Source organism: Halomonas sp. BC04, from assembly GCF_000568385.1.
In genome coordinates, this window is sequence record NZ_AZQX01000111.1 from 1 (window position 1) to 21,689 (window position 21,689).

21 protein-coding genes, 1 other RNA gene and 3 pseudogenes are annotated in these 21,689 nt (G+C 62.7%); 7 read left to right on the top strand and 18 right to left on the bottom strand.

All coding sequences use genetic code 11. The features are described 5' to 3' along the window. Positions 1 to 370 precede the first annotated feature (370 nt). From Q427_RS07815 to Q427_RS07835, 5 genes are all read right to left on the bottom strand, one after another. Positions 371 to 823: a CopD family protein gene (locus tag Q427_RS07815; RefSeq protein WP_197030548.1), complete on the bottom strand. Its 453-nt coding sequence runs from the start codon at positions 821 to 823 to the stop codon at positions 371 to 373. 47 nt (positions 824 to 870) lie between these two features. Next, a complete protein-coding gene (locus Q427_RS07820) occupies positions 871 to 1,122 on the bottom strand; it encodes a YqjK family protein (RefSeq protein ID WP_081785886.1) in 252 nt (83 codons plus the stop codon). Positions 1,123 to 1,167: 45 nt separating this feature from the next. Further along, positions 1,168 to 1,581: a phage holin family protein gene (locus tag Q427_RS07825; RefSeq protein ID WP_043512651.1), complete on the bottom strand. Its 414-nt coding sequence runs from the start codon at positions 1,579 to 1,581 to the stop codon at positions 1,168 to 1,170. Continuing rightward, positions 1,581 to 1,913: a DUF883 family protein gene (locus tag Q427_RS07830; RefSeq protein ID WP_043512653.1), complete on the bottom strand. Its 333-nt coding sequence runs from the start codon at positions 1,911 to 1,913 to the stop codon at positions 1,581 to 1,583. Before Q427_RS07830 ends, Q427_RS07825 begins: the two co-directional genes overlap by 1 nt. A gap of 98 nt (positions 1,914 to 2,011) precedes the next feature. Next, positions 2,012 to 3,037: a phospholipase A gene (locus Q427_RS07835; RefSeq protein ID WP_043512656.1), complete on the bottom strand. Its 1,026-nt coding sequence runs from the start codon at positions 3,035 to 3,037 to the stop codon at positions 2,012 to 2,014. A gap of 142 nt (positions 3,038 to 3,179) precedes the next feature. Here Q427_RS07835 and mscK point away from each other — a divergent pair, with 142 nt between their 5' ends. Next, entirely contained in the window at positions 3,180 to 6,611 is a 3,432-nt protein-coding gene (mscK, locus tag Q427_RS07840) for a mechanosensitive channel MscK (protein ID WP_081785887.1), read from the top strand. On the opposite strand, the gene Q427_RS07845 is transcribed toward mscK, so the two are convergent. Next, a complete protein-coding gene (locus Q427_RS07845) occupies positions 6,608 to 7,381 on the bottom strand; it encodes a TlyA family RNA methyltransferase (RefSeq protein ID WP_043512658.1) in 774 nt (257 codons plus the stop codon). The genes mscK and Q427_RS07845 overlap by 4 nt on opposite strands. A gap of 117 nt (positions 7,382 to 7,498) precedes the next feature. Here Q427_RS07845 and Q427_RS07850 point away from each other — a divergent pair, with 117 nt between their 5' ends. The 3 genes from Q427_RS07850 to Q427_RS32090 all read left to right on the top strand — a co-directional run bounded on the left by Q427_RS07850 (position 7,499) and on the right by Q427_RS32090 (position 10,584). Next, complete coding sequence (locus Q427_RS07850; protein WP_043512661.1) at positions 7,499 to 8,515, top strand: AbrB family transcriptional regulator; 1,017 nt, start codon at positions 7,499 to 7,501, stop codon at positions 8,513 to 8,515. A gap of 75 nt (positions 8,516 to 8,590) precedes the next feature. Beyond that, positions 8,591 to 9,829 carry a cation:proton antiporter gene (locus tag Q427_RS32085; RefSeq protein WP_197030549.1) on the top strand — a complete coding sequence of 413 codons (1,239 nt, stop codon included), beginning with the start codon at positions 8,591 to 8,593 and terminating at the stop codon, positions 9,827 to 9,829. Next, positions 9,784 to 10,584, top strand: a complete 801-nt coding sequence (locus tag Q427_RS32090) for a potassium channel family protein (protein WP_197030550.1) — start codon at positions 9,784 to 9,786, stop codon at positions 10,582 to 10,584. The genes Q427_RS32085 and Q427_RS32090 overlap by 46 nt, the downstream gene beginning before the upstream one ends. Before the next feature lie 14 nt (positions 10,585 to 10,598). Here the strand turns inward: Q427_RS32090 and Q427_RS07860 are convergent, their stop codons facing one another. From Q427_RS07860 to Q427_RS07870, 3 genes and pseudogenes are all read right to left on the bottom strand, one after another. Beyond that, positions 10,599 to 10,946, bottom strand: coding sequence for a P-II family nitrogen regulator (locus Q427_RS07860; RefSeq protein WP_043512663.1), 348 nt, complete (start codon positions 10,944 to 10,946; stop codon positions 10,599 to 10,601). Between the two features lie 90 nt (positions 10,947 to 11,036). Beyond that, a pseudogene (locus Q427_RS07865) lies at positions 11,037 to 13,045 on the bottom strand (hypothetical protein). A gap of 72 nt (positions 13,046 to 13,117) precedes the next feature. After that, positions 13,118 to 14,341 carry a carboxylate--amine ligase gene (locus tag Q427_RS07870; protein ID WP_043512666.1) on the bottom strand — a complete coding sequence of 408 codons (1,224 nt, stop codon included), beginning with the start codon at positions 14,339 to 14,341 and terminating at the stop codon, positions 13,118 to 13,120. Positions 14,342 to 14,580: 239 nt separating this feature from the next. Between Q427_RS07870 and ffs the strand changes: the two genes are divergently transcribed. Beyond that, positions 14,581 to 14,677: signal recognition particle sRNA small type (gene ffs / locus Q427_RS29905), an RNA gene on the top strand. A gap of 94 nt (positions 14,678 to 14,771) precedes the next feature. On the opposite strand, the gene Q427_RS07875 is transcribed toward ffs, so the two are convergent. From Q427_RS07875 to Q427_RS07895, 5 genes are read right to left on the bottom strand one after another with little or no spacing between them, the layout of a single operon-like run. Continuing rightward, positions 14,772 to 15,170 (bottom strand): CBS domain-containing protein, encoded by a 399-nt coding sequence (locus Q427_RS07875; RefSeq protein ID WP_043512669.1) that lies wholly within the window; start codon positions 15,168 to 15,170, stop codon positions 14,772 to 14,774. Between the two features lie 11 nt (positions 15,171 to 15,181). Next, positions 15,182 to 15,532 (bottom strand): P-II family nitrogen regulator, encoded by a 351-nt coding sequence (locus tag Q427_RS07880; protein ID WP_043512671.1) that lies wholly within the window; start codon positions 15,530 to 15,532, stop codon positions 15,182 to 15,184. A gap of 23 nt (positions 15,533 to 15,555) precedes the next feature. Further along, positions 15,556 to 16,329: a DUF1538 domain-containing protein gene (locus Q427_RS07885; protein WP_043512673.1), complete on the bottom strand. Its 774-nt coding sequence runs from the start codon at positions 16,327 to 16,329 to the stop codon at positions 15,556 to 15,558. Continuing rightward, on the bottom strand, positions 16,329 to 17,081 hold the full coding sequence (locus Q427_RS07890; RefSeq protein ID WP_043512676.1) for a DUF1538 domain-containing protein: 753 nt from the start codon (positions 17,079 to 17,081) through the stop codon (positions 16,329 to 16,331). The genes Q427_RS07885 and Q427_RS07890 overlap by 1 nt, the downstream gene beginning before the upstream one ends. A 20-nt stretch (positions 17,082 to 17,101) precedes the next feature. Next, a complete protein-coding gene (locus tag Q427_RS07895; RefSeq protein WP_231613524.1) occupies positions 17,102 to 17,500 on the bottom strand; it encodes a P-II family nitrogen regulator in 399 nt (132 codons plus the stop codon). Between the two features lie 233 nt (positions 17,501 to 17,733). Here Q427_RS07895 and Q427_RS07900 point away from each other — a divergent pair, with 233 nt between their 5' ends. Beyond that, positions 17,734 to 18,039 (top strand): hypothetical protein, encoded by a 306-nt coding sequence (locus tag Q427_RS07900; RefSeq protein WP_043512681.1) that lies wholly within the window; start codon positions 17,734 to 17,736, stop codon positions 18,037 to 18,039. A gap of 76 nt (positions 18,040 to 18,115) precedes the next feature. On the opposite strand, the pseudogene Q427_RS07905 reads toward Q427_RS07900, so the two are convergent. Beyond that, positions 18,116 to 19,026 (bottom strand): annotated as a pseudogene (locus Q427_RS07905) (metal ABC transporter permease). Positions 19,027 to 19,238: 212 nt separating this feature from the next. Then, positions 19,239 to 19,817: a metal ABC transporter ATP-binding protein gene (locus Q427_RS07910; protein ID WP_331280567.1), complete on the bottom strand. Its 579-nt coding sequence runs from the start codon at positions 19,815 to 19,817 to the stop codon at positions 19,239 to 19,241. Between the two features lie 180 nt (positions 19,818 to 19,997). On the opposite strand from Q427_RS07910, the gene mntR reads away from it, so the two are divergent. Then, positions 19,998 to 20,468, top strand: a complete 471-nt coding sequence (gene mntR / locus Q427_RS07915; RefSeq protein ID WP_043512682.1) for a manganese-binding transcriptional regulator MntR — start codon at positions 19,998 to 20,000, stop codon at positions 20,466 to 20,468. 75 nt (positions 20,469 to 20,543) lie between these two features. Here the strand turns inward: mntR and Q427_RS07920 are convergent, their stop codons facing one another. Both Q427_RS07920 and Q427_RS07925 read right to left on the bottom strand, forming a co-directional pair. Next, complete coding sequence (locus Q427_RS07920; RefSeq protein WP_269321208.1) at positions 20,544 to 21,323, bottom strand: amino acid ABC transporter ATP-binding protein; 780 nt, start codon at positions 21,321 to 21,323, stop codon at positions 20,544 to 20,546. A 157-nt stretch (positions 21,324 to 21,480) separates the two neighbouring features. Next, positions 21,481 to 21,689: pseudogene (locus tag Q427_RS07925) on the bottom strand (amino acid ABC transporter permease); the annotation flags it as partial.

The following is a 21,689-nucleotide window of genomic DNA, read 5'->3' on the forward strand; positions in this document are numbered from 1 at the left end:
ATGGCGACGCGGCAGGGAGGTACCTGGGCCAGCGTCAGGCGTAAGCCTGAGCGAGAGACCTTCTTGCTGAACACCTGACGCCCTTTGTGATCGACGGCATGGAGTTGAAAGACACGCTTGGCGAGATCGATCCCGACGATGCTAATGTGATTCATGGATGGACCCTCCTTCGAGATGCCGTGTGGTGCCCCGTGCACCCAAGATGGCGTTGCAAACTCATCTTGGCACAGGGAGGGACGGGTCCATCCCATTTCCGACAGCGGCGTGGCACCGTGGGTGGAAAGGATCGCTGTTGGAGCGCTGGTCCCCATCGCGACTGGCGCCGCAGGCGCCCGGCGGAGGCCGCCGCATTATCCGCTCCCCCTCGGGGTTACAGAAAGCGGCCACCGGAGGCTATTGCCACGGTGGCAAGGCCGATGATCAGGTTGATCCCGATCCAGCGGCGGATTTGCGCCAGTTGCTTGCCCCCCTCGAGCCAGGCATGGCCTTCCACCGCCGCCTTGAGACGAGGGTAGGGCACGAAGTAGATGTGGCCGAAGATGCCCATCATCACCAGGCCGGTGAGCAGCATCAGGTGAATATGCCAGTGGGCGCCGGCCATGCCGAATACGCCGAGCAGCATCCATAGCCCAGTGCCCAGCAGCACGATCACGGCCAGCCAGACCCAGGGGAAGAAGCGCTTGAACACGCCAACCCAGAGCGGCAGCCGCTGCGGTGGTTCGAACTGGCCAGCCGCAATCGGGCGCAGGATCATCCAGGCGAAAAACATGCCGCCGACCCAGATGACCGCGGCAAGCATGTGCAAGGTGATGGCGAGTGCCATTGTCATCCTCTCCTATCGAGTGCCAGCGATGTCGTGTGCCGCCTGTCTCAGCGGAACTGATTGAACAGCCGGCGTGCGCGATTGAGCAGCAGGGCGCCGGCAGCGATGCGCTTGCCGGCACGAACCAGCGAAGTGGGATGTCGGGCACTCTGCAAGACAGCAAGGCCRCCCGCGGCGAGCATGACACCCCTGAAGCGCATCAGGGAGCGCCAGCCATCGTCGAGGGGGCGGCTGGCTTCGCGCCAGCGGCTGGATTCCACCAGGATATCGATCCGTTGCTGCTCGATGGTCGCAAGCAGCTTGGCCTTGCGTTCGGCCGGCTGGGGGGCTGGTCCTGCTGTCGCTTAGCGGCGCTCGTCACGGGGGCTCTCCACCAGGTCGCGGTTCACCAGGTCACGATCGGTGGCCAGCTGGGCCAGCGTCTCTTTCAAGAGGGTATGGCGGCGGGCCAGTCGTATCACCAGCAGGGCAAGCAAGAGGCCTCCGCCCAGCAGTACGGCGGCACTGATCGTGATGGCAGCCAGTCGGTGGGTGTCCCAGAAGATGACTACCACCAGTAGCATCAGCATGGCGAGGCCGAGCAGGAGCAGCAGCAGGCTCAGCCCGGAGAGCAGCAGCAGGGTAAACAGTCGTGCGCGTTCTTCTTCCAGCTCGAGTACGACGAGACGCATGCGCGTCTCGCCGGCGGCAATCAAGCTGCTTAGCAGCTGCTTGCCCGCGCTGAACAGCCGTTGTGCCGGTCCCTGGCTCGATGCCATCAGCGACGCCCGATAAGCATGCCGATGACGATGCCGGCGGCAGCCCCAAGGCCGACGCTGGTCCAGGGGTTGTCATGGACGTAACGGTCACAGGCATCGACCTGATGGGTGACGGAATCACGCGCTTCGTCATAGAGCCTCTCACCACGTGATTCGAGTCTGTCGCGGGTCTCTTTGAGGCGTTTCTCGGCGCGCTCGCGTAGCTCCTTGATGTTGCTCCGGGAGTCGTCGGCGGTGGCGCTGACCAGATCCTCGATGGTCTGGGTGAGGTGGTGCAGGTCTTCCTTGAGCTGTCGGGTGGTTTCGTCGGTGCTGGGAGTACGAGGTGCCATGACGGTCTTCCTTTGACAATGAATGACAGGCTCAGCATAGCATCCGCTGGGGCGACTTCAATGCACTTCATTCTGGCCGGAGGCGTGCGAGGCTATCGTCAGCGAACGCTGCCACTGCCGGAAAACATCGGGTTGAGGCTGAACCCGAGGCTCAGGCGGTGGTTGCGATGGTCGTAATCGATCATGCTCTCGCCATAGCCATAATAATATTGGACATGTCCGCGGATGTTGCCGAAGAGGGGCCAGGAGTAATCGACCTGTGAGCCCATGTTGCCCGCGCTGGGATTGCCGCGCACCATCAGGCTGGCCTCCTGGTCGCCGTTGATTCGCCGTGCAACGGTGACATCGCCATAGCCCATGTAGCGGTCGATGTCGGGGTTGTCATCACTGGTCTTCGATTCCGGGAAGCGCCAGTGCGGGGCGACGGCGACCGCCCAGTCGCCACGCTGGAAGACGCTCTCCAGGTAGGCGCGGTTCCAACTGCGTGACAACGGCTCGGAGCGTCCATTGGAGAGATGGTTGAGGGCGAAGCGGTTGCGGGTATTGGTCCAGCCGAGCATGCGCCAGTTGGTGTCCAGGTCGAGGAAGACCTCCGGCTCATAGTTGGTTTCCCGGAAGGGCGAGGAGGCATCGGTATTGTAGGCCTGCCACCAGCTGCGCTGGGTAAAGGCAAAGTAGAGGTCGCCGGTGTCACCGAACAGGTCTTCGAGGATGTTGACCTTGGCGCTGAACTGGAACTTGACCTCCAGGTCGTTGGGGCCGTTATCGGCCGAGATGTTACCAAAGGCCGGATGATTGGGATTGGTGGTGTAGCTCAGGGGAAAGAGGTAGTTGCGCCGATGGGTGGTGATGGCGAAAGGATTGCGGGTCGACTCGCGCTCCAGCTGGCGACGCTGAGCCATCTCTTCCTGCACCACCTCTTCCGGGTCGGCCACGGTCTCGGGGTCCCCAGGGAGTGTTTCCAGCTGGCGCTGAAGGTTATCCAGTTCGCTGGACAAGGCCTCGATGCGGCTTTCCAGGGCCTCTCGCTCAATATCTCTCTGGGGGGTGTCTTGGGCCAGGGCAACGAGCGGCAGCACTCCCAGCAGACTGGCACCGACGAACAGGATGGAACGAATGGTCATGAGGGCAACTCGAAGCGAGGCATTTGAGACCCGTTTCTACCATGACCCCGGCGCAAGTCAACTGCTGGCGACAATCATTGCCAAGTTCGTTCAGTAGGCCGAGAATCGTGCCGGGCAGGGGGCCCTTGTCAAAGAGGATATCGTGTACGCCATTTCCGTTTCTGCCGGCGCCATCCGGCCCACTCTCCTGGCGCTCTGCCTGTTGATCGGCGCTTTGCTGCTGCCGGGAGCGACGGCAGGGGCCGATGATATCCTGCCCGATAGAGCGGCGGTGGAGGCGCGCCTGGACGAGCTTCGCCCGGAGGAGGGGGAGGGCGTCAGCGACGCAGCTCAGCGCGATATCGAGGCATTGGAGGCGACGCTGGAGGCGCTGGAACAGCTGGCCGGAGTCGACGAGCGCCTCGCCGCCCTGGAGCAGCGTCTCGAGGAGGCCCCTGGCGAGCTGATACGCCTCGAGCGGGAGCTCTTGCAGGAGGAGGAGGCCGCGCGCGATCGCTCGGCCACCGAGCTGGATGACCTCCCGCTGGATGAACTCGAGTACCGCCAGCAGGAGGCGGTGTTCGAGCTGCAGCAACTGCAGGATCGGCTGGCCGAGGTCAATACGCAGCTGCTCTCCGCCCAGACGCTCCCCGAGCGGGCCCAGCAGGCCATTGCCGAGGCGATGCAGGCAGCGGAGAGCTCCCGCCGTGCACTGGATGCGCTGGAAGGGCAGGGTTTGACCGAAGAGGCGCCGCAGCTATGGCAGCGCCGGGTCGAGCGGCGCCTGGCCGAGCGTACCCTGCGGCTGCACCAACGCCAGCTGGGCAGCAATACCCGTCTGCGTGAGCTGGCGCAGCAGCGGCGTGACCTGTTGACGCAGCAAGTTACCCGCCAGGAGACGGAGCTGGCCTTGTTGCAGAGCGTCATCGACCGGCAGCGTCGCCTCGCATCGGAGCAGGCCATTGCCGATGCCGCCCGGGACGACCCGCTGCTCGAGGCTGGCCACCCTGTCCTGGAGCGGGCGCAGCAGGTCAACCGTGAGCTCAGCCTGGAGCTGCTACGGGCCAATGACCGCATCAACGGCCTGGTGCGGGAAAGCCTGGCGCTACGCAGCCAGCTCGACCATGTGCGACAGCTGCAGCGCAGTCTCAATGAGCAGATCGATGCGATCCGCGGCAGCTTGCTGCTGTCGCGTATTCTGCGCGAGCAGCGTCGTTCACTGCCCCAGGTGGATGTGCGCCGTGACCTTCAGGATGAAATCGCTGACCTGCGCTTGCGTCAGTTCGACCTGGTGCGCCAGCGTGACATGCTGCGCCAGGGCGAGCGTCTGGCCAACCAGCGCCTGGAGGAGGCGGGTGTGGAAGTGACGCCGGCGCTGATCGAGTCGTTGCAGCACCTTTACCAGTCGCGTCGGGAACTGGTGGATCAGCTCGAACAGAGCTATGGCAACCTGTTGAGTTCGGCCATCGAATTCCAGCTCAACCAGCAGCAGCTGCTGGAGACATCGCGAGAGCTGCGAACAACCATTGACGAGCAGTTGTTCTGGATCGCCAATACCCGTCCGCTGGATCTTGCCTGGTTCCGGCAGCTGCCGGCGAACCTGGTGCTGGAGTGGCAGGTGGGGGAGTGGCGAGAGGCGTTGCCGCACCACTGGCGGATACCCGATGCCAAGGCGCTGGTCGGGCTACCTTTCCTGCTGACGTCGCTGGCGCTGCTGTGGTCACGGCGACGCATCCAGCGCCGGCTGGCGGCACTGCATGAACAGATAGGCCGCCTGCGCAGCGATTCCCAGGGCCATACGCCCCAGGCGGTCGCGCTGAACGCGCTGCTGGCGCTTCCCGGCCCCCTGGCCCTGGGTGGCCTCGGTGCGGCGCTGATCGCCGATGGCCAGGGTATCGCCTCGGGGTTGGGACTGGCCTTCTGGCACCTGGCCCTGGCCTGGGCGTTCATTGCCTGGTCGCGGCGACTGCTGGTTCGTGACGGCGTGGCGACCAAGCACTTCTACTGGCCGGCGGGCTATGTCGCCCGGCTGCGTGAGCTGCTGCGATGGCTGGGTCTGGCACTGGTGCCGGTACTGCTGATTTCCACCCTGGCCCTGGATGGCGAGATCAGCCTCACCTCGCGCCCCCTGGCGCTGACGTTGCTGCTCAGTGGCCTGCTGGCCATGAGCGTGCTGCTGGCGCGGCTGATCATGGCCCATACCCCGTTTTTCGGGGTCAAGCTGTTCCGCTTGATTCTGGGGCTGGTCTTGGCGGCGGTCCCGCTGGCGCTCATCGGCCTGATCGCCTCCGGCTACGAATACACGGCACTCAGCCTGATAGGGCGTTTCGTCATCACGCTCTACCTGCTGGCCATGTGGATCCTGGTCGAGGCCACGGTAGTTCGTGGGCTGGCGGTGGCGGCTCGGCGACTGGCCTTCAAGCGAGCGCTGACCCGACGGCGTGCCCAGGTGCAGGAAGGGGCCGAAGGCGGGTTGGAGGTGGTGGAGGAGCCACCGCTGGACATGGAGCAGATCAACCAGCAGTCGCTGCGTCTTTCCAAGTTGATCCTGTTGATTGGCTTTGCGCTGCTGCTCTACCTGGTCTGGTCGGACCTGTTGACGGTGCTGGGCTACCTGGAGCGGGTGGCCATATGGGAGGCGTCCGATGGCGTAGGGGCGGACCTGGTCACCAGCGCCCTCTCGGTGGCCGATATCTTCACCGCACTGCTGGTCTTCGGCTTCACGCTGATGATGGCGCGTAACCTGCCCGGCCTGCTGGAGGTGATGGTGCTGTCGCGGCTGGAGCTGAAGCAGGGCAGCGCCTATGCCATCACCTCGTTGCTCTCCTACACCATCGTCGGCACCGGTCTTGTCGTGGCGCTGGCCACGCTGGGGGTGGCCTGGAGCCAGCTGCAGTGGCTGGTGGCGGCACTGGGCGTGGGGCTGGGCTTTGGCCTGCAGGAGATCTTCGCCAACTTCGTCTCGGGCCTGATCATTCTCTTCGAGCGACCGGTGCGCATCGGCGACACCATCACGCTGGGCAATCTCACCGGCACGGTAAGCAAGATCCGGATACGGGCCACCACGGTGACCGATTTCGACCGCAAGGAGATCATCATACCCAACAAGACCTTCGTCACCGACCAGCTGATCAACTGGTCGCTGTCGGATACGATCACACGGGTAGTACTCCGGTTCGGCGTGGCCTACGGCTCCGATCATCGCCTGGTCCATCAACTGCTGCGCCAGGCGGCCGACGAGAACCACCGCGTCCTGGCAGAGCCCGAGCCACAGGTATTCTTCATGGATTACGGCGACAGCACGCTCAACTTCGAGCTACGTGTCTTCGTCAATGCCCTGGGCGATCGGCTCTACGCCACTGACGAGATCAACTGTCGGGTGGGGGAGCTGTTTGCCGAGCATGAGGTGGATATCGCCTTCAACCAGCTCGAGGTATGGCTGCATCGCCCCGACGGTGGAGCGAAGAAAGTGCAGAGTCTCACACCTGCACAACAGCGTGTTTCCAGCCACCCGCCAGCTGGCGCAGGGGGAGGCGATCCAGGCGATATCGATATCGGTGATGGTGGCGGAGATGGTGGAGATGCAGGGCGTTAGTCGTCCTCAACTCGCACGGCGCGCAGCAGGAACTCCCTATTGCCGTCGCCGCCGAGCAGGGGGCTCTCCTGCCAGTTCAGGATACGAAAGCCGGCATCGTCGCAGGCGCTGCGCAGCCGCGTTTCCACGGCGAGGTAGCTTGCCGGGTCCTTCACGATACCTCGACCGTCGACGCCCCCCGGGCCGAGCTCGAACTGTGGCTTGACCAGGCTGAGCAGTTCACCGCCGGGGCGCAGCAGGCGGGAGAGCTGCGGCAGTATCAGCGTCTGGGAAATGAACGAGACATCCATTACCACGATGTCGGGCCCCTCGGCGCCCTGTGCGGCCAGGGCCGCGTGGAGTCGCGCTTCGTCGGCCATGGCCCGGGCGTTGAGCCCCTCCAGGCAGGTGATCCTTGCTTCGCCGCGTAGTTCGGGGTCCAACTGGCCGTGTCCCACCTCCACGCCGATCACATGGCGGGCACCATAGCGCAGCGCGCAATCGGTGAAGCCGCCGGTGGACTGCCCCACATCCAATATCAGCCTGCCCGCGAGCTCGAGCCCAAGCGCCTCTATCAATGCCTCGAGCTTGAGACCCGCCCGCGATACGTAGCGTTCCTCGGGGTCCTCGGTCACCTTGAGGCGGCAGTCTTCTGCCAGTTTCTCACTCGGCTTGTCGAGTACCCGACCGCTGCTGGCCACGCTGACGCGGCCGTTGCGGATCAGCCGTTGGGCCCGGGTGCGCGAGCGGGCGAGGCCCTGGCTGACGAGTAGCTGATCGAGGCGGGGCATGGGTGTCTCCGGCAAGAAGGGAGGAATAAGAAGATGGTGGCAAGCAGGGTGTACTAAGAAGGCTGGCCGGCATTATGGCATACTCATTTCGTTAGCCGGTTAACAGAAGGGTGGGGAATGGGGCGCGCAGCAAGCAGGGCATTGGTCAGGTCATTGGGGATCGGAGCGCTGGGCGGGCTCCTTTTCCAGCTTACCGGCCTGCCGCTGGCCTGGATGCTGGGACCGCTGGTGGCCAATCTGCTGGTCTCGGCGCGGGGTGTCGATGTCCGGGTTCCCGAAGGCCTGCGCGAGACCTTTCTCGGGGTACTGGGGCTGGTGCTGGGCAGCCAGGTCACGCCGCAGCTGGCCGAACGGGTGCTGGACTGGCCTCTGTCCGCGGCGCTGCTGTTGCTCGGCGTGGCGGCTTCCACCGCGGCGGCGGCAGCCTGGTACCGACGCTGCGGTTTCGATCCGGTAAGTGCCTGGTTCGCCTCGGCGCCCGGCGCCATGACGGCGATGATCCTGATGGGGGAAAAGAGTGGTGGCGATCCTCAGCGAATCGCCATTGCCCAGTCGCTGCGCATCATTCTGGTAGTACTGTGGTTGCCACCCCTGTTCTGGCTCTGGGAAGGCGGCGCCCAGGTCGAAGCGGCGGCGGTGACCTCGGCCCATCTCTGGATGCTGCTGCCGCTGCCGCTGCTGATCGCGCTGGGTAATCGACTTCGGCTGCCCAGCGCATCGCTGTTGGCTCCTCTGCTTTTTGCCGCGCTGCTGTCGGGCTTCGACGTGGCCAGCCTTCAACTCCCTGACTGGGGCCTGAACGTGATGCTGTGGGTGCTGGGCAGCGCCATCGGGTCGCGGTTCAAGGGCCTGTCGAGGGCACGCCTGGGTCGCTATCTGTTGGAAGCCGGCGTCGCGACGCTGCTGGCCCTTGGGGTGCTGGCGCTGTTCGCCGAGGCCATCCATCGGCTGATCGGCGTGCCTCGCGATGTCGCCCTGCTGGCGCTGGCGCCAGGCGGCATCGGCGAAATGGCCATACTCGCCGTGGCGCTGGACATCGACCCTGTCTTTGTCGCCTTCCATCATCTGCTGAGAATGACCGCACTGATGATCTTCGCGCCCTTCTGGGCTCGCTGGCTGCTGCGCGGCCAGTGAATGACCTTGTTATGATGTTCATTCAGGTGAGGTCAGGCGAGAATGCCCCGGCAGCCAGTCAACAGGAATGAGTGAATGCTTGAGCAGGCGTTGGTGCAGATGCTGCTGTTGCTCGGTGCAACGGTGCTGGTGGTACTTGTCTTTCAGCGCCTGAAAATACCGTCGAGCCTCGGTTATTTGCTGGTTGGTGTGCTTCTCGGGGCGCACACGGCAGGGCCCGTTATCGAGAATGATTACATCACCGTCATTGCCGAGTTCGGTATCGTCTTCCTGCTTTTCACCATCGGCCTGAGCTTTTCCCTGCCCCAGATCTACGCCCTGAGGCATACCATTCTCGGGCTGGGAACGGCCCAGGTTGCCCTGACCACCCTGGTTGTGGGGGTGTTTGCCTGGATGATGGGGCTGCCGGCGCCTGCCGCGTTCGTTGTCGGTGCCGTGTTCGCCCAGTCGTCGACGTCGATCATTACCAAGCAGCTGCTCGAGCAGGGCGAGGGTCAGGCGCGGCATGGGCGGCTCGGTACCACCATGTCGGTGTTCCAGGACATCACCGCGGTGCCCTTCGTGGTCATCATTCCCGTGCTGGGCGTGGCCGCCGTTCATGAGGTGGCGGGAGCGCTGGGGATGGCACTGGCCAAGGCCCTGCTGGCATTCTTCATCGTTCTGCTTTCCGGGCGGTTTCTGCTGCGCCCGCTGTTCCACCTGGTGGCGGAGCGGCGTTCGGCAGAGCTGTTCACCCTGACGGTACTCTTCGTCTCCCTGGTGTCGGCCTGGACGACCAAGACGCTCGGTCTCTCCATGGCGTTCGGGGCCTTTCTTGCCGGCATGGTGCTTGGCGATACGGAGTTCCGGCATCAGGTCGAATCCACCATACGCCCCTTTCGGGATGTGCTGCTGGGGCTCTTCTTCGTCAGTATCGGCATGCTGATCGAGCCGTCGCTGATTCCGGATATCTGGCTGGAGTCTCTGTTGGGGGCCGTGGCTCTGCTCGTCATCAAGCTGCTGCTGGTGGCTTCGATCGTGCATGTATCGGGAGTGGACTGGCAGACGGCGCTTCGCACCGGCATGGTGCTGGCCGTTGGTGGCGAGTTCGGTTTCGCTCTGCTGGCCATTGGCCTGGAAGGGAACGTCATCGCCAGTCAGCCGGCGCAGATCGTGCTGAACGCGGTATTGTTCTCGATGGTCCTGGCGCCGATTCTGATTCGTTTCAACCAGCCATTGCCGCCTGGCTTTTCCGTCGATCTCGTACCCGGTCGAGGCCGAGTGGCGATGTGCCAACGCCCTCCGAGCCCTCCACGAGCCAGGGGCATGTGGTGATCTGTGGCTTCGGACGTACCGGGCAGACCGTCAGTCGCTTTCTGGAAAGCGAGGGGTTCGAGTTCATTGCGCTGGATATGGACCCGGCCATAGTCAGAGAGGCGAGGCTGGCGGGTCAGCCGGTCTTCTACGGCGACGCATCCGACCTGACGATACTGGAGAATGTCGGTGTGGAGCGGGCGTCGCTGCTGATCATCAGCCATGACGACAAGCCGGCGGCCTTCATGACATTGCGTCATGCGAAACGCCTCAACGCCTCGCTTTCGGCCGTGGTGCGAACGCGTGACCAGCAGCATGTCGAGGAGTTGCTTGCCGCCGGGGCGACAGAGGTGATTCCCGAGACGCTCGAGGCGAGCATGCTGCTCACATCCCATGCGCTGCAGTCGCTGGGCGTGCCGTTGTTCCGCGTAGCCCAGCAGCTGCAGGAGCAGCGAAGTAGCCACTATCGTATGCTCAGGGAGCTGTTTCGGGGCACGTTGGACAGCATCAAGCCGGAGGAGACCGAAAAGGAAAGCCTGCACTCCGTGATCTTGCATGAGGGTTGCCCGGCGATCGGACACAGCCTGTCAGAACTCGATACCGAGCAGGACCAAGTTTCTGTCACCGCCATCGTGCGCAACAATGAGCGCGAGCGCTACCCGGCCGGCTCCACGGAAGTGCAGGCCGATGATGTGCTGGTGCTGCTGGGCTCCCAGGACAATCTCGAAAGAGTGGAGAGAAGGCTGACCGGGTTGGAGCAGCCGCCTGCCCAGTAACATTCCATCGAGATTCAATCGAGAGGGTGTTCCTGGCTCAAGGCCTTGATATGTTCGGTCAGACCCAACGCCTGGGACACATCGAGCTCGAGAGCGATGCCGGTATTGAGACTCTCGTCGAGCTTGCCCGCGGATGTCACGGCCTGCAGGACGGCCTCGGAGCGGCGGGCCTCCACCAGGATCAGGATAACGCTGCGTGCCGCCATGAACTCGAGGCCAAAGAAGGTAAGGTGCGGCCTGAGCCCCTGACCCTGGGCATTGTTGATGATGGTGGCTCCCGTCGCGCCGGCCTCGCGGGCAGCATCCAGTACTTTTTCGGTCTTGTCCTGGTCGACGAAAACCATCAATAGCTTGAAGTCCATTTTACACTCCCCCGGGGCGCTCCTGATGAGATACTACCATTCTGACAGAGCCCTGCACCGTTGTCCTGACGAGGGTCAAGCGCCTCGGGCTTAGTGACCAGGTTCGGCCTGCAGTGCCGCCGGGGGGATACGGTCGGAGCCCCAACTGCGGTGAATGTAACCGATCACCCGGTCGAGTTCCTCCTGGGTAATCTTGTTCAATTCACCGCGCTCGAGCGGGTCGTAGTGGAAGATGTAGAGGCGGGAGGCGAGTTGCTCGAAGGGCAGCGATGCCTCACCGAAGCGTTCACCATTGCCGGCCGTGCTGACTCTTACATCGTCGCCCCAGTCCTGGCCGCTGTCGTTGTTGGGGTTGTAGAAATAGACCCGCATCACGTCGCTGGGATCCAGGGTGACACGCAGCAGCGTAATCGCGTGCCAGCCGATGAAGCGAGCGGCGCTGTCGGTCACGGCGATGCCGGCAGGCTGGGGGTGGATCAGCGGCTGGTTGCCGTTGTAGTAGGGGTGGTAGCTGGCGTAGAAATGGCGCAGGAAAGCATCCAGGTCGTGGAGCTTCCCCGTTGCCACGTCCACGTTGATGCGAAAGCCACGGCCCGACCACCAGCCGTGGAACTCGGGATTGACCCAGCGGTGGGGATCCCCTTCGCGACCGATGCAGCGCCGGCCCATCTCGGCATAGATGCGGTCCAGGTGCGGCACCACCAGCAGGGAGACCGGGTCGAGGTCGACCGGTAGCTCCTTGGCGACCCCTTCCAGGCTGGCCATGGACGAGAGGGGCATGCCCTCGAAGTGCATGATGATCTCGTCGTCACGGGCGGCCCAGGCGACCATCTGCAGCAGGTAGTCCGGATCGTTGTAGGCCCACATCGACAGGGCGCGTGCGGATTGGCAGGTAGGGTTGTTGCCCTGGCCGACACCCAGCGGAAGCCCCAGCATGCAGAGCACGCCTTCGAGCAGCCTGGCCCGTGGCGAGACCGCATCGCCATAGGCCAGCTCGATCCGCGCCTTGGACACTCGGAGAGGGAGAGGCCCAACTGGCGCCACATGGCCGGCGCCACGGGAGGCTGGTAGAGGATGCCGCGCTCCAGCATCAGTGCCAGGCCGTAGACCGCCTGAGGCGTTGCCGGGTGAACGGCACCGCGGATCAGCGCATGCACCAGTTCGCGGTAGCAGAGCAGGCAGTCCCGGCCGGTCGAGGAGAGGCCCAGGGTCTCGGCCACCAGGTGATCACCGTGATCGAGCAGGTGGCGTATCAGGACTGGGTGATAGGGCGATGCCAGGCCGGTATCGTGCATGGCGCGGGCAAAGCCGGTGGCCTCGCTCTGCAGGGCCGAGTTGTCCATGCTGGAGAGCCGCTCGCGGTAGACCTCGACGCCCGGATCCTCGCGACACGCCTGGGTCGGGCCAAACAGCGAGCTGACCAGGCGGTCGGCGCCCTGGCCGCTGATACCCAGGTCGATCGATGGATCGGCCTGGCAGATGGCGATCTGGGTGATCATCTGCTTGACCGAATCGACCTGGATCGGGCGCTGCTGGAGGATGCGCCAGATCTCCTCGATCAGCTTGTCGATGATGTGCTCATAGCCGATGCGGTCGGCCAGGTGACGGAACAGGTTGCGCGGTATCTGGGCAAGGCGCCCTTGGGTCTCGCGCTCGGCTTCACTCGGGGTGCTGAACAGCAGCCACAGGTTGAGCGCCAGCACCTGGGTCAGGTAGTGATGGGCCTGTTCGGCGGATATCAGCGGATGCAGGTAGTCGCCCTTGGCCACCGCCACCAGGCGCAACTCACTCAGTGACTCGATCACCACCATGTTGGGATCGGCGCTCTTGAGGGCATGGGTTGTCAGGGAGGGCACCAGGTACTGAGGCGTTTCCCAGTCGGAGCCGAGGAAGATGCCCGCCTCCTCGAGCGCCTTGGCCCGGGCCTCCAGCTCGGCGGCACCACCCTCCTGAAGCAGCACCCGGCGTGCGGTATCCAGCACGCGGGGCAGCTTCGTTGGCTTGGTGAACTCGAGCGCCTCCGCGAGCAGGGTGGTCGCCTCGTCGAGTTTCGCCAGCAGGCCGCGAAGCTTGTCGTCGCCTGCGGGCGATTCGCTCATCTCTTGCGTGTGTCGGTGCGTCGTCACGCCGACTCCTTGTGTCAGGCTGTCATTGTGCTCATGACGCCTTGATCAGACATAGAAATCAAGCTCTTCCATATTCTTGAGCAGTTCCTTCATGCGTGCTGCCTCATCGCCCTTGAAGTAGATCAGCCCCCAGTGGGTGCCGAAGGCGGTACGCTTGGTGACCGTCTCCTCCATGGGGGGCGTCAGCTCATGGGACTCGAAGTAGGGATCGTCCTCGACCTCCTCCGGAATCTCCAGGCGGCTGACAACGCGGCGCCGCGGATAGACGCCGAAGCAGCCGGCATAGCCGTCGGCATCGACCACTTCCCTGGGGAAGAAGGCCTTGACCTCTTCCACGGTGGTATTGGGATCGAAGACCAGCATGCTGGCCTGGTAGGCGTTGAAGCCGTAGACACGCTCGAGCAGTTCGAACACCTTGAACCCCGGCGGGCGGTAGGCGACCTCGCCGAAGTACATCTCGCCGTCGCTGGTGACGAAGTACTCGGGGTGGATCAAGCCGAACTCGATGTCGAAGGCCTTGATCAACTTCTCGATCTGGGCAGTGATCTGTGGGCGGTAACTCTCGAGCTCCGGTGAGGCCGGAACGAATACCGAGTAGCCCAGGGTCACGTACTCGGAGATGTTGAGAAAGGCGATCTTGCCGTTGTGGATCCATGCCTCGACGGCAAACTCCCAGCCGTCCAGGTGCGACTCCATCAGCACCGGGAACTCTTCATCCGGAATGGTATCGACTTCATCCGGGGTGCGGATTACCCGGTGGCCCAGGCAACCTGCCTTGTCGAACGCCTTGAGGTGAATGGGGTCGTTGGGGTCGCCGTCGAGCTTGAGCAGGGTCTGGTTGACCCGCTTGAGAAAGCGGATGACATCAGCCTTGTCGTGGGCCTCCTCGAAGATGCCGACGCGGATGCCGCCGAGCTGGGCGCGTCGCTTCATCAGCGCCTTGTCGCGCAGCAGCAGCGACTGGCCGTAGAGGCGCGGGTTGTCGAGCAGCAGTGAATTGATGGCACCGGCCCACTCCACGGTCTCCTCGAAAAGCGGAATCGCCACGTCGACGCCCATTTCCTTGAGCTTTTCGGCGATATCCAGCGAGCTGTCATTGAGGCGTTCGAAGTGCCAGGAGACATAGGGAATGTCGTGTTTCTTGCAGTACTCTTCTGCCCAGTCAGGAGCTACCACCACATAGCGTCGGTCGAAATTCTCGGCGGCTTCGATGGCGTTGAGGCTCCAGCCGAGCAGTGCGATATAGCCCTTGTTGGTATCCTTCTTCATGGTACGCCTCCTGAGCGGTATCGTGTTTTTCGTCGTCGTTTTCCTGTTCACCCTACACGAAACGTCAACGCTTAGCATGGTCGAGCCCAGGCCGCGCGTCCGCTCTTGCTGGCCCGCCTGGCCGCTGGTATAGTGCATCCGCACTCGGCAAGCCATTGATGCCGCGCCGAGTTCGGCACTGCTCTCGAGGCCGTTTTATCAGCCTAGTTCATGCAGCAGATGTCGCGTAGTGGTGGCCCCGTTGGTCCTCCCGCAACGCTAAACCGCAAACCCCGCCAGGCCCGGAAGGGAGCAACGGTAGCGGTGGTCGCGTGTGCCGGGATGTGGCTCTCGGGGCCGCCTCCATTTTGGGATATACGTTTTTCATCGAACATTTGCGCAGCCCCGCCAGTACTGGTCGGGGCTGCTGCGTTTCAGCACTCCAGGTATCTCAATACAGCCCGCTTAGTATCAGGTCATCGTGGCTGACGATGCCGACGATGGTGCCATCTGAATCGATCACCGGTGCTAGCGACAGCCCGAAGCGCTGAAAGAGCCGGGCACAGTAGCGAAGCTGCATGGTTGGAGGCACCGAGATGACCGGCTTGCTCATGATTTCATAGACATTGACCCGGTCCGGTGCCCGATTGGGAGCCATGACTTGCTTGGCGATGTCGGCCGACAACACCAGCCCATACTCGTCGTTGTCGTCACGCTTTCGAACGATCAGTACTCGGGTTTGCTGTTGGCGCATCACCTGGAGGGCATCGGCGACGGTGATGAGCCCGTCGACCAGGCTGTAGCCGGGATGCATCACATCCCGGATGCGAACGATGGGTGGTGACGGCATGGCGGCGCTCCTCAGAGTTCGTCCTTGAGGGTTTGGGAAATGCTGAGTATCTGGTGCTTCACGCCCAGGGCATCCTCCACGTCGAGCTGAAAGGCGATGCCTGTGCCCGGCGAGTCATCGAACTCGCCCACCTCGGCGATGGTTTCCAGGATGCGACGGCAGCGATGCTCCTCCACCAGCAGCAACAGCACGTCCCGCTGGCTGCTGAGCGCCATGCCGAAGATGCCGTGAGTTTTCTTGAGCCCCTCGCCGCGGGCATTGTTTATGATGGTGGAACCGGTGGCGCCTGCTCGGCGTGCTGCATCGAGCAGGACATCGGTTTTCTCGTCATCGACCAGGGCCAGAATCAGTTTGAAGCGCATGGGTCGCTCCTCTGCGGGCGGAATCAGGAAGGGGGAGTCTGTGGCCTGGAGCCGCGCCGTTCCCGCCACGCAGCGATCTGGGCGTAGCCCATGACCGAGATGATCGGAAACAGGCAGGCCAGGGCGATCATGCCGAAGCCGTCGATGATGGGGTCGCGATCCGGAATGGTGTTGGCGAGCCCAAGACCCAGGGCGGCGATGATCGGTACCGTGATGGTTGAGGTGGTAACCCCCCCGGAGTCGAAGGCTAGGGGAATGATGCTGCTCGGCGAACGCAGCGTCTGGATGATCACCAGCACATAGGCCGCCAACACGAACCACTGCAGGGGCAGCCCCAGCACGATGCGTAGCGTACCCAAGGTAATGCCGAAGGCCATGCCGAGGGCGACGGCTATGCGCAGCATCAGCGGGTCGATGGTGCCGCCGGAGATTTCGCCGGCCTTGACAGAAACAGCGATCAGTGCCGGCTCGGCAATGGTGGTGCTGGCGCCGATGGCAAAGGCAAACAGATAGACCCAATAGTAGTCATGCCAGCGTCGTTCCGCCTGTTGGGCGATGGCGGGCAGGAAGTCCTCGGAGGTCAACTGCTCGGCCATCAGCGTGCCCATGGGGAAGAGGGCGGTCTCCAGGCCAACGAGAAATAGCGCCAACCCCAGCAGGACCAGACCAAAACCGCCAAGCACCTGTTTGAGCCGCTTGATTGGACGGCGGATGACGAAATACTGAAAGCCGAAAATGATAGCGGCAATGGGCAGGATATCGAGCAGGGTGCTGCCCAGAACGGCGAGTACGGACATCAGCCGGCCCTCCCGCTGACCGTTCCGAACAGGAGTACGAAGATGATCGGCATGACAGAGGCGAAAGCAATCAGGCCGAAGCCGTCGAGCATCGGATTGCGGCCCTGAATGGCGGTGGCAAGCCCCACTCCCAGTGCCGTTACCAGCGGCACCGTGATGGTTGAGGTGGTTACACCACCGGCGTCATAGGCGATGCCGACGATGGCGTCGGGGGCCTGCAGGGTCAGCAAGAGCACGATAAGATAGCCGGCGATGATCATCAGATGTAGTGGCCAGCCCTTGAGAATTCTCAACACCCCGAGCATCACTGCACTGCCCACTGATACTGCCACCACCAAGCGCAGCTGCCAGGCGAAATTCGCACGGGCGCTGTCCAGGTCGGCAATCTGGCCCGCTTCGGCCATGACCGAGGCCGCCTTGCCGGCGATGGCAATCAGTGCAGGTTCGGCCACGGTGGTGCCGAATCCCAAGGAAAAGGCAAACAGCATCAGCCAGGCGACACTGCCCTTGCGGGCGAACTCACGAGCCAGATTTTCGCCGACAGGGAAAAGACCGAGCTGTAGGCCCTTGATAAAAAGCGTTAGCCCAAGTACTACCAGCAGCAGGCCAGTGACCAGGTCAAGCAGCGCCACGCTATCCGGTAGCGGCTGACCAATCACCACCAGTTGGAAGAAAGCGATCACCAGCACTACCGGCGTCAGGTCGCGGAGGCTGTCGCGAGTCTGCTGCAGCAGTGCCGTCAGGAGGTCCATGGGCCGGTTTCCTCGTCCATTCAGTCGAGAGGACGCTGCTCGGATAGCTTCGCGATGTGCTCCTTGAGCCCCAGGGCTCGATTGACGTCGAGTTCCAGAGCAATGCCAGTCTCAAGGCTCTCGTCCAGCCCGATGGCGTCCACGATGGCCTGCATAACGGTGACGCAGCGGCGTGCTTCGACCAGAATGAGTATCACGTTGCGGGGGCTGAGAATTTCTAGTCCAAACAAGCCGAAATGCTGTTCGAGGCCTTGGCCACGGGCGTTGCTGATAATAGTGGCCCCCGTCGCCCCTGCATGACGCGAGGCCTCCATGGCCTGGTCGGTCTTGCTCTCGTCGACCATCAGCATGATCAGCTTGAACTCCATGGCAGGGCTGGAGCCGCCGTGGGGATGGTCACCTGGGTTTGCTGTTGTCATATGTCCCCCCCCCGCGCGGTTTTCGTTTCGGAATTCTCCCTCGACCCTGTGGTGTTTGAGTCATTTCGTCAATGACAAGGGTCAAGAATGGGTGCCAATTGCCTGTCGTGCCATGGCGATGCCCCGGACAGAGACTTGTGACAACACTCAGCTGCTTGTCGACCTTTGTTGTATATAGACCTTAGTGGTATAATGCGCCGCAGCAAACTCTTGCGAGAGGAGCACCGCGCATCATGACCGACCCGACTTCCGCAGCCGCTGGCATCCAGCGAAGCTTGCGCCAATGCATTTCCCACATGGCCGCACTGCTGTACCGCCATGGACACGTCCTGGAGACGGTGACCGTTCCTCACCGGGGACTCGATCGGGGCGCCATCCAGCACCTCAGCCAGGCGTCCAACGACTGGGCTACCTGTCAGCAGGTGCTGGAGCGCAGCGAAGCCGCTTCCTACAATGAGTCAGGCAGGTTCGTGCTCACTGCGTTGGGTCGCGAGCTGATTTTCGACATGTTCGGTTCGGGTGCCGCCGACTGCGCCTGAGCGCAGACGCAGAGCGAGCAGCAGCGAGTACAGGTAGGTCGAATATGGCCAAACGCAGACAGTTTCGGACAATTGCCTAGCGCCGCCGCAGCTGGCGTACTACCAGCCCATGACGGGGCGCCGCCACCAGGGTAAGGAAGAACAGGCCGGTGGCAACAAGCACGATGGTGCCCCCCGAGGCCACATCCAGCGCCACCGACAGCCATAACCCCACGACCGCCGAAACCACCCCCACCGTGACCGAAATCGCCATCATGACCGGGAAGCGGTCGGTGAGCAGGTGAGCGGTGGCACCGGGGGTGATCAGCATGGCCACGACCAGGATGATCCCCACGGTTTCGAGACTGGCCACGATGGTGAGTGTCAGTAGCAGAATCAGCCGTAGTGGATCATGGCGGTATTGAAGCCTAGCGCCTGTGCCTGCTGAGGATCGAAGGCGTAGAGCAGCAAGGGGCGATAGGCCAGCCATACGCATAACAGTGCGATCACCCCAGCCGCCAGTGTCAGCAGCAGGGCGGATTGTTGCACCCCCAGCACATTGCCGAACAGGATGTGCATCAGGTGGGTGCTGGTGGCGATCTTGCTGATGATGACGATCCCCAGTGCAAAGGCGCCAGTGAACATCAGTCCCATGGCGGCATCCGACTTGATGCGCGTATGGCGTTCGATGGCGCCGATGCCGAGCGAGGTAAGGGCGCCGGTGAGAAAGGCGCCGACGAAGAAGGGCCAACCCAGCAGGTAGGCGATGGCCACCCCCGGCAGCACGGCATGGGAGATGGCATCACCCAGCAGCGACCATCGTTTCAGCACCACATAGCAGGAGAGCATGCCGCAGATGGCACCCACCAGAATCGAGGTGAGCAGTGCACGCTGCATGAAACGGTACTCGAAGGGTGCCGCCAAGGTCTCGGGCAGCAGGTTGACCAGCGCCATCAGCAGGGCAATCAATCCATCAATCAGGGCTTCGCCCCAGGCTTCAAGCGGCATCGTGAATGCCTTCGGCGGCATGATGGGGGTCTGGCCCGAGGCCAGGCGAGCTAGCATGGCATCGTTTAGCATGGCCGCGGGTGAGCCCGACCCGACCACGACACGGTTGATCAGCAGCACCTGGTCGGCAAAGCGCCGCGTGCTGGGCAAGTCATGGGTGACCATGACAATGGTGCGGCCCGACTGGCGCTCACGGTCCAGGACATCGAGGATCAGGCTTCGCTGGGAGAGTCCACGCCGGCCAGTGGCTCATCGAGCAACAGGATGCTGGCCTGTTGTGCCAAGGCGCGTGCCAGCAGGACACGCTTCTTCTGGCCGCCTGACAGCGCGCCGATGGGCTGCCTGGCGTAGGATGCCATGTCGACGGCCTCCAGGGCTTCCTCGACGGCTGCGGCATGTGCCGGATTGGACCAGCGCTGGGGCAGCAGCCGGCGCCAGAGCGGGTCGGTGCGCATCAGGCCATAGCGGCCAGTCATCACGGTCTCCCACACGGAAATGGGAAAGTCCCACTCCATGTTCTCGCGCTGGGCCATGTAGGCGATATGGCCGGCGCGCCGATGCATGGCTGCCGGCTCGTTGAAGACCCGGAGTTCGCCACGAAGCGGGGAGAGGTTGCCGATCAGCAGGTTGAAGAGCGTGGATTTTCCCGCCCCATTGGGCCCAATGATCGCGGACCATTTTCCCTGGGGCAGCGACAGCGAGACATCCATCAGTACCGGCTGGTCCTGATAGGCCGCATAGAGCCCGCGGGCTTCGATCGCCGGAACACGACTGCTACTTACCGAGGACATGGTCGGGCCTGTTCATTGGGTCATGTACTGAATGGGGTGCTTCACCGTAATCTAGGCCAAGGATGAGCATGCAGCAAGTATTTTAGCCTAGGCTAACTTTATGTGCCATGACCTTGGTGCCCGGGTGCAGCGATCGCAACGCCAGTTGCCGTGCAGGATGAGGTTGGCTATATTCGCCGCATGATAGATTCCCCAGAAGACGCTTCCGATGCCCTGCCTCCCTGCGAACAGCATGCACAGCAATATGCTGCCGTTCGTGACGCCCACGAAACCGAGCTGGTGGAGGACTATGTCGAGCTGATCGGGGATCTGTTGAAGCATCAGGGCGAAGCGCGGTCGACCGACATCGCCATGCGCATGGGGGTCAGCCAGGCCACCGTGGCCAAGATGGTGCGCCGTCTGAAGAGCCAGGGGCTGGTGTCGAGCCAGCCCTATCGATCGCTGTTCCTGACCGAGACGGGCAGGATCATGGCCAAAGAGTCACGCTTGAAGCACGATATCGTTCTCAACTTCCTGCGTGCCCTGGGCGTCAGCGACCGCACCGCGCGAATCGATGCGGAAGGCATGGAGCATCATGTCAGTGAAGAGACGCTTGCGATCATGCAGCGTTTCTCCGAGCGCAGCGACCTTGGTGCGAAGCGTGACGACTGATCAGTGGTTGAAACCGATGAAACGCAAACGGAGAGGCCACTGGTCTCTCCGTTTGCGTCAGGGTTGAGCTTGCTGCTATCCCTTGCTCCCCAGGTGCTTGCGCAGGAAGTTGCGGGTGCGCTCCTCGTCAGGGTGGGAGAACAAGTGATCGGGAGTGTTCGCTTCCACCACGACGCCGCCGTCCATGAACATTGCCCAGTCGGAGACGTCGCGCGCAAAGCCCATCTCGTGAGTGACGATGAGCATGGTCATGTGCTCATCGGCGAGGCCCTTCATGACCTGATTCACTTCCTCCACCAGTTCGGGGTCCAGGGCTGAGGTTGCTTCGTCGAACAGCATGACCTTGGGGCGCATGGCCAGGGCGCGAGCAATGGCGACGCGCTGCTTCTGCCCGCCCGACAGGGAGCTGGGGTAGACCGAGGCCTTGTCCACCAGTCCCACGCGCTCCAGCAGTTCCATGCCCAGCTCCCGGGCGCTTCTCGCATCCATCCCTTTCAGCTTCCTTGGTGCCAGCGTCACGTTCTCCAGCGTCGACAGGTGGGGGAACAGGTTGAAGTGCTGGAACACCATGCCCATGTTCTGGCGGATATGGTTGATGTGCCGCTCGAAGGCAAGGCCTTTCAAGTCTGGTCGATTGACCTGCACGCCATCCAGCAGGATGCTGCCCTCGTCGATCACCTCCAGGTTATTGATGGAGCGTAGCAGCGTGCTCTTGCCAGATCCTGACGGGCCGATGATGGATATGATCTTGCCACGGTCAACCTTGAGGTCGATACCCTTGAGCACCTCAAGGTCACCGAATCGTTTCTTGACTCCCTTGAGCTCGACCATCGGAGTGTCTGTCGCTTGTGTCATGTGAGGTCCTTGTTAGGGAAGGGCTGAATAAATCGCCGAGCGATATGAAACGCAAGGCGCACGGAGCGCAAGAGCCGGAGCATATGCGGTATATGTGAGGACTCTGAGCACCGCGCAACGTAGTGATTCGGTCGCGCAGGCATTTATACAGTGCTTCCTAGCGGCGGTAGGCGGCACGGCGCTCCACCCAGGATTGTCCGATTTCCATCAGGATGTTGATCAGGTAGTAGATGACAGCGATCGTGATATAGAACTCGAACGGTCGAAACGTCACGCTGATGGCATACTGGGAAAGGTATACCAGCTCGGCGATGCCGATGGCGGAGAGCACCGAGATATCCTTGACCATGATGATCATGTTGTTGC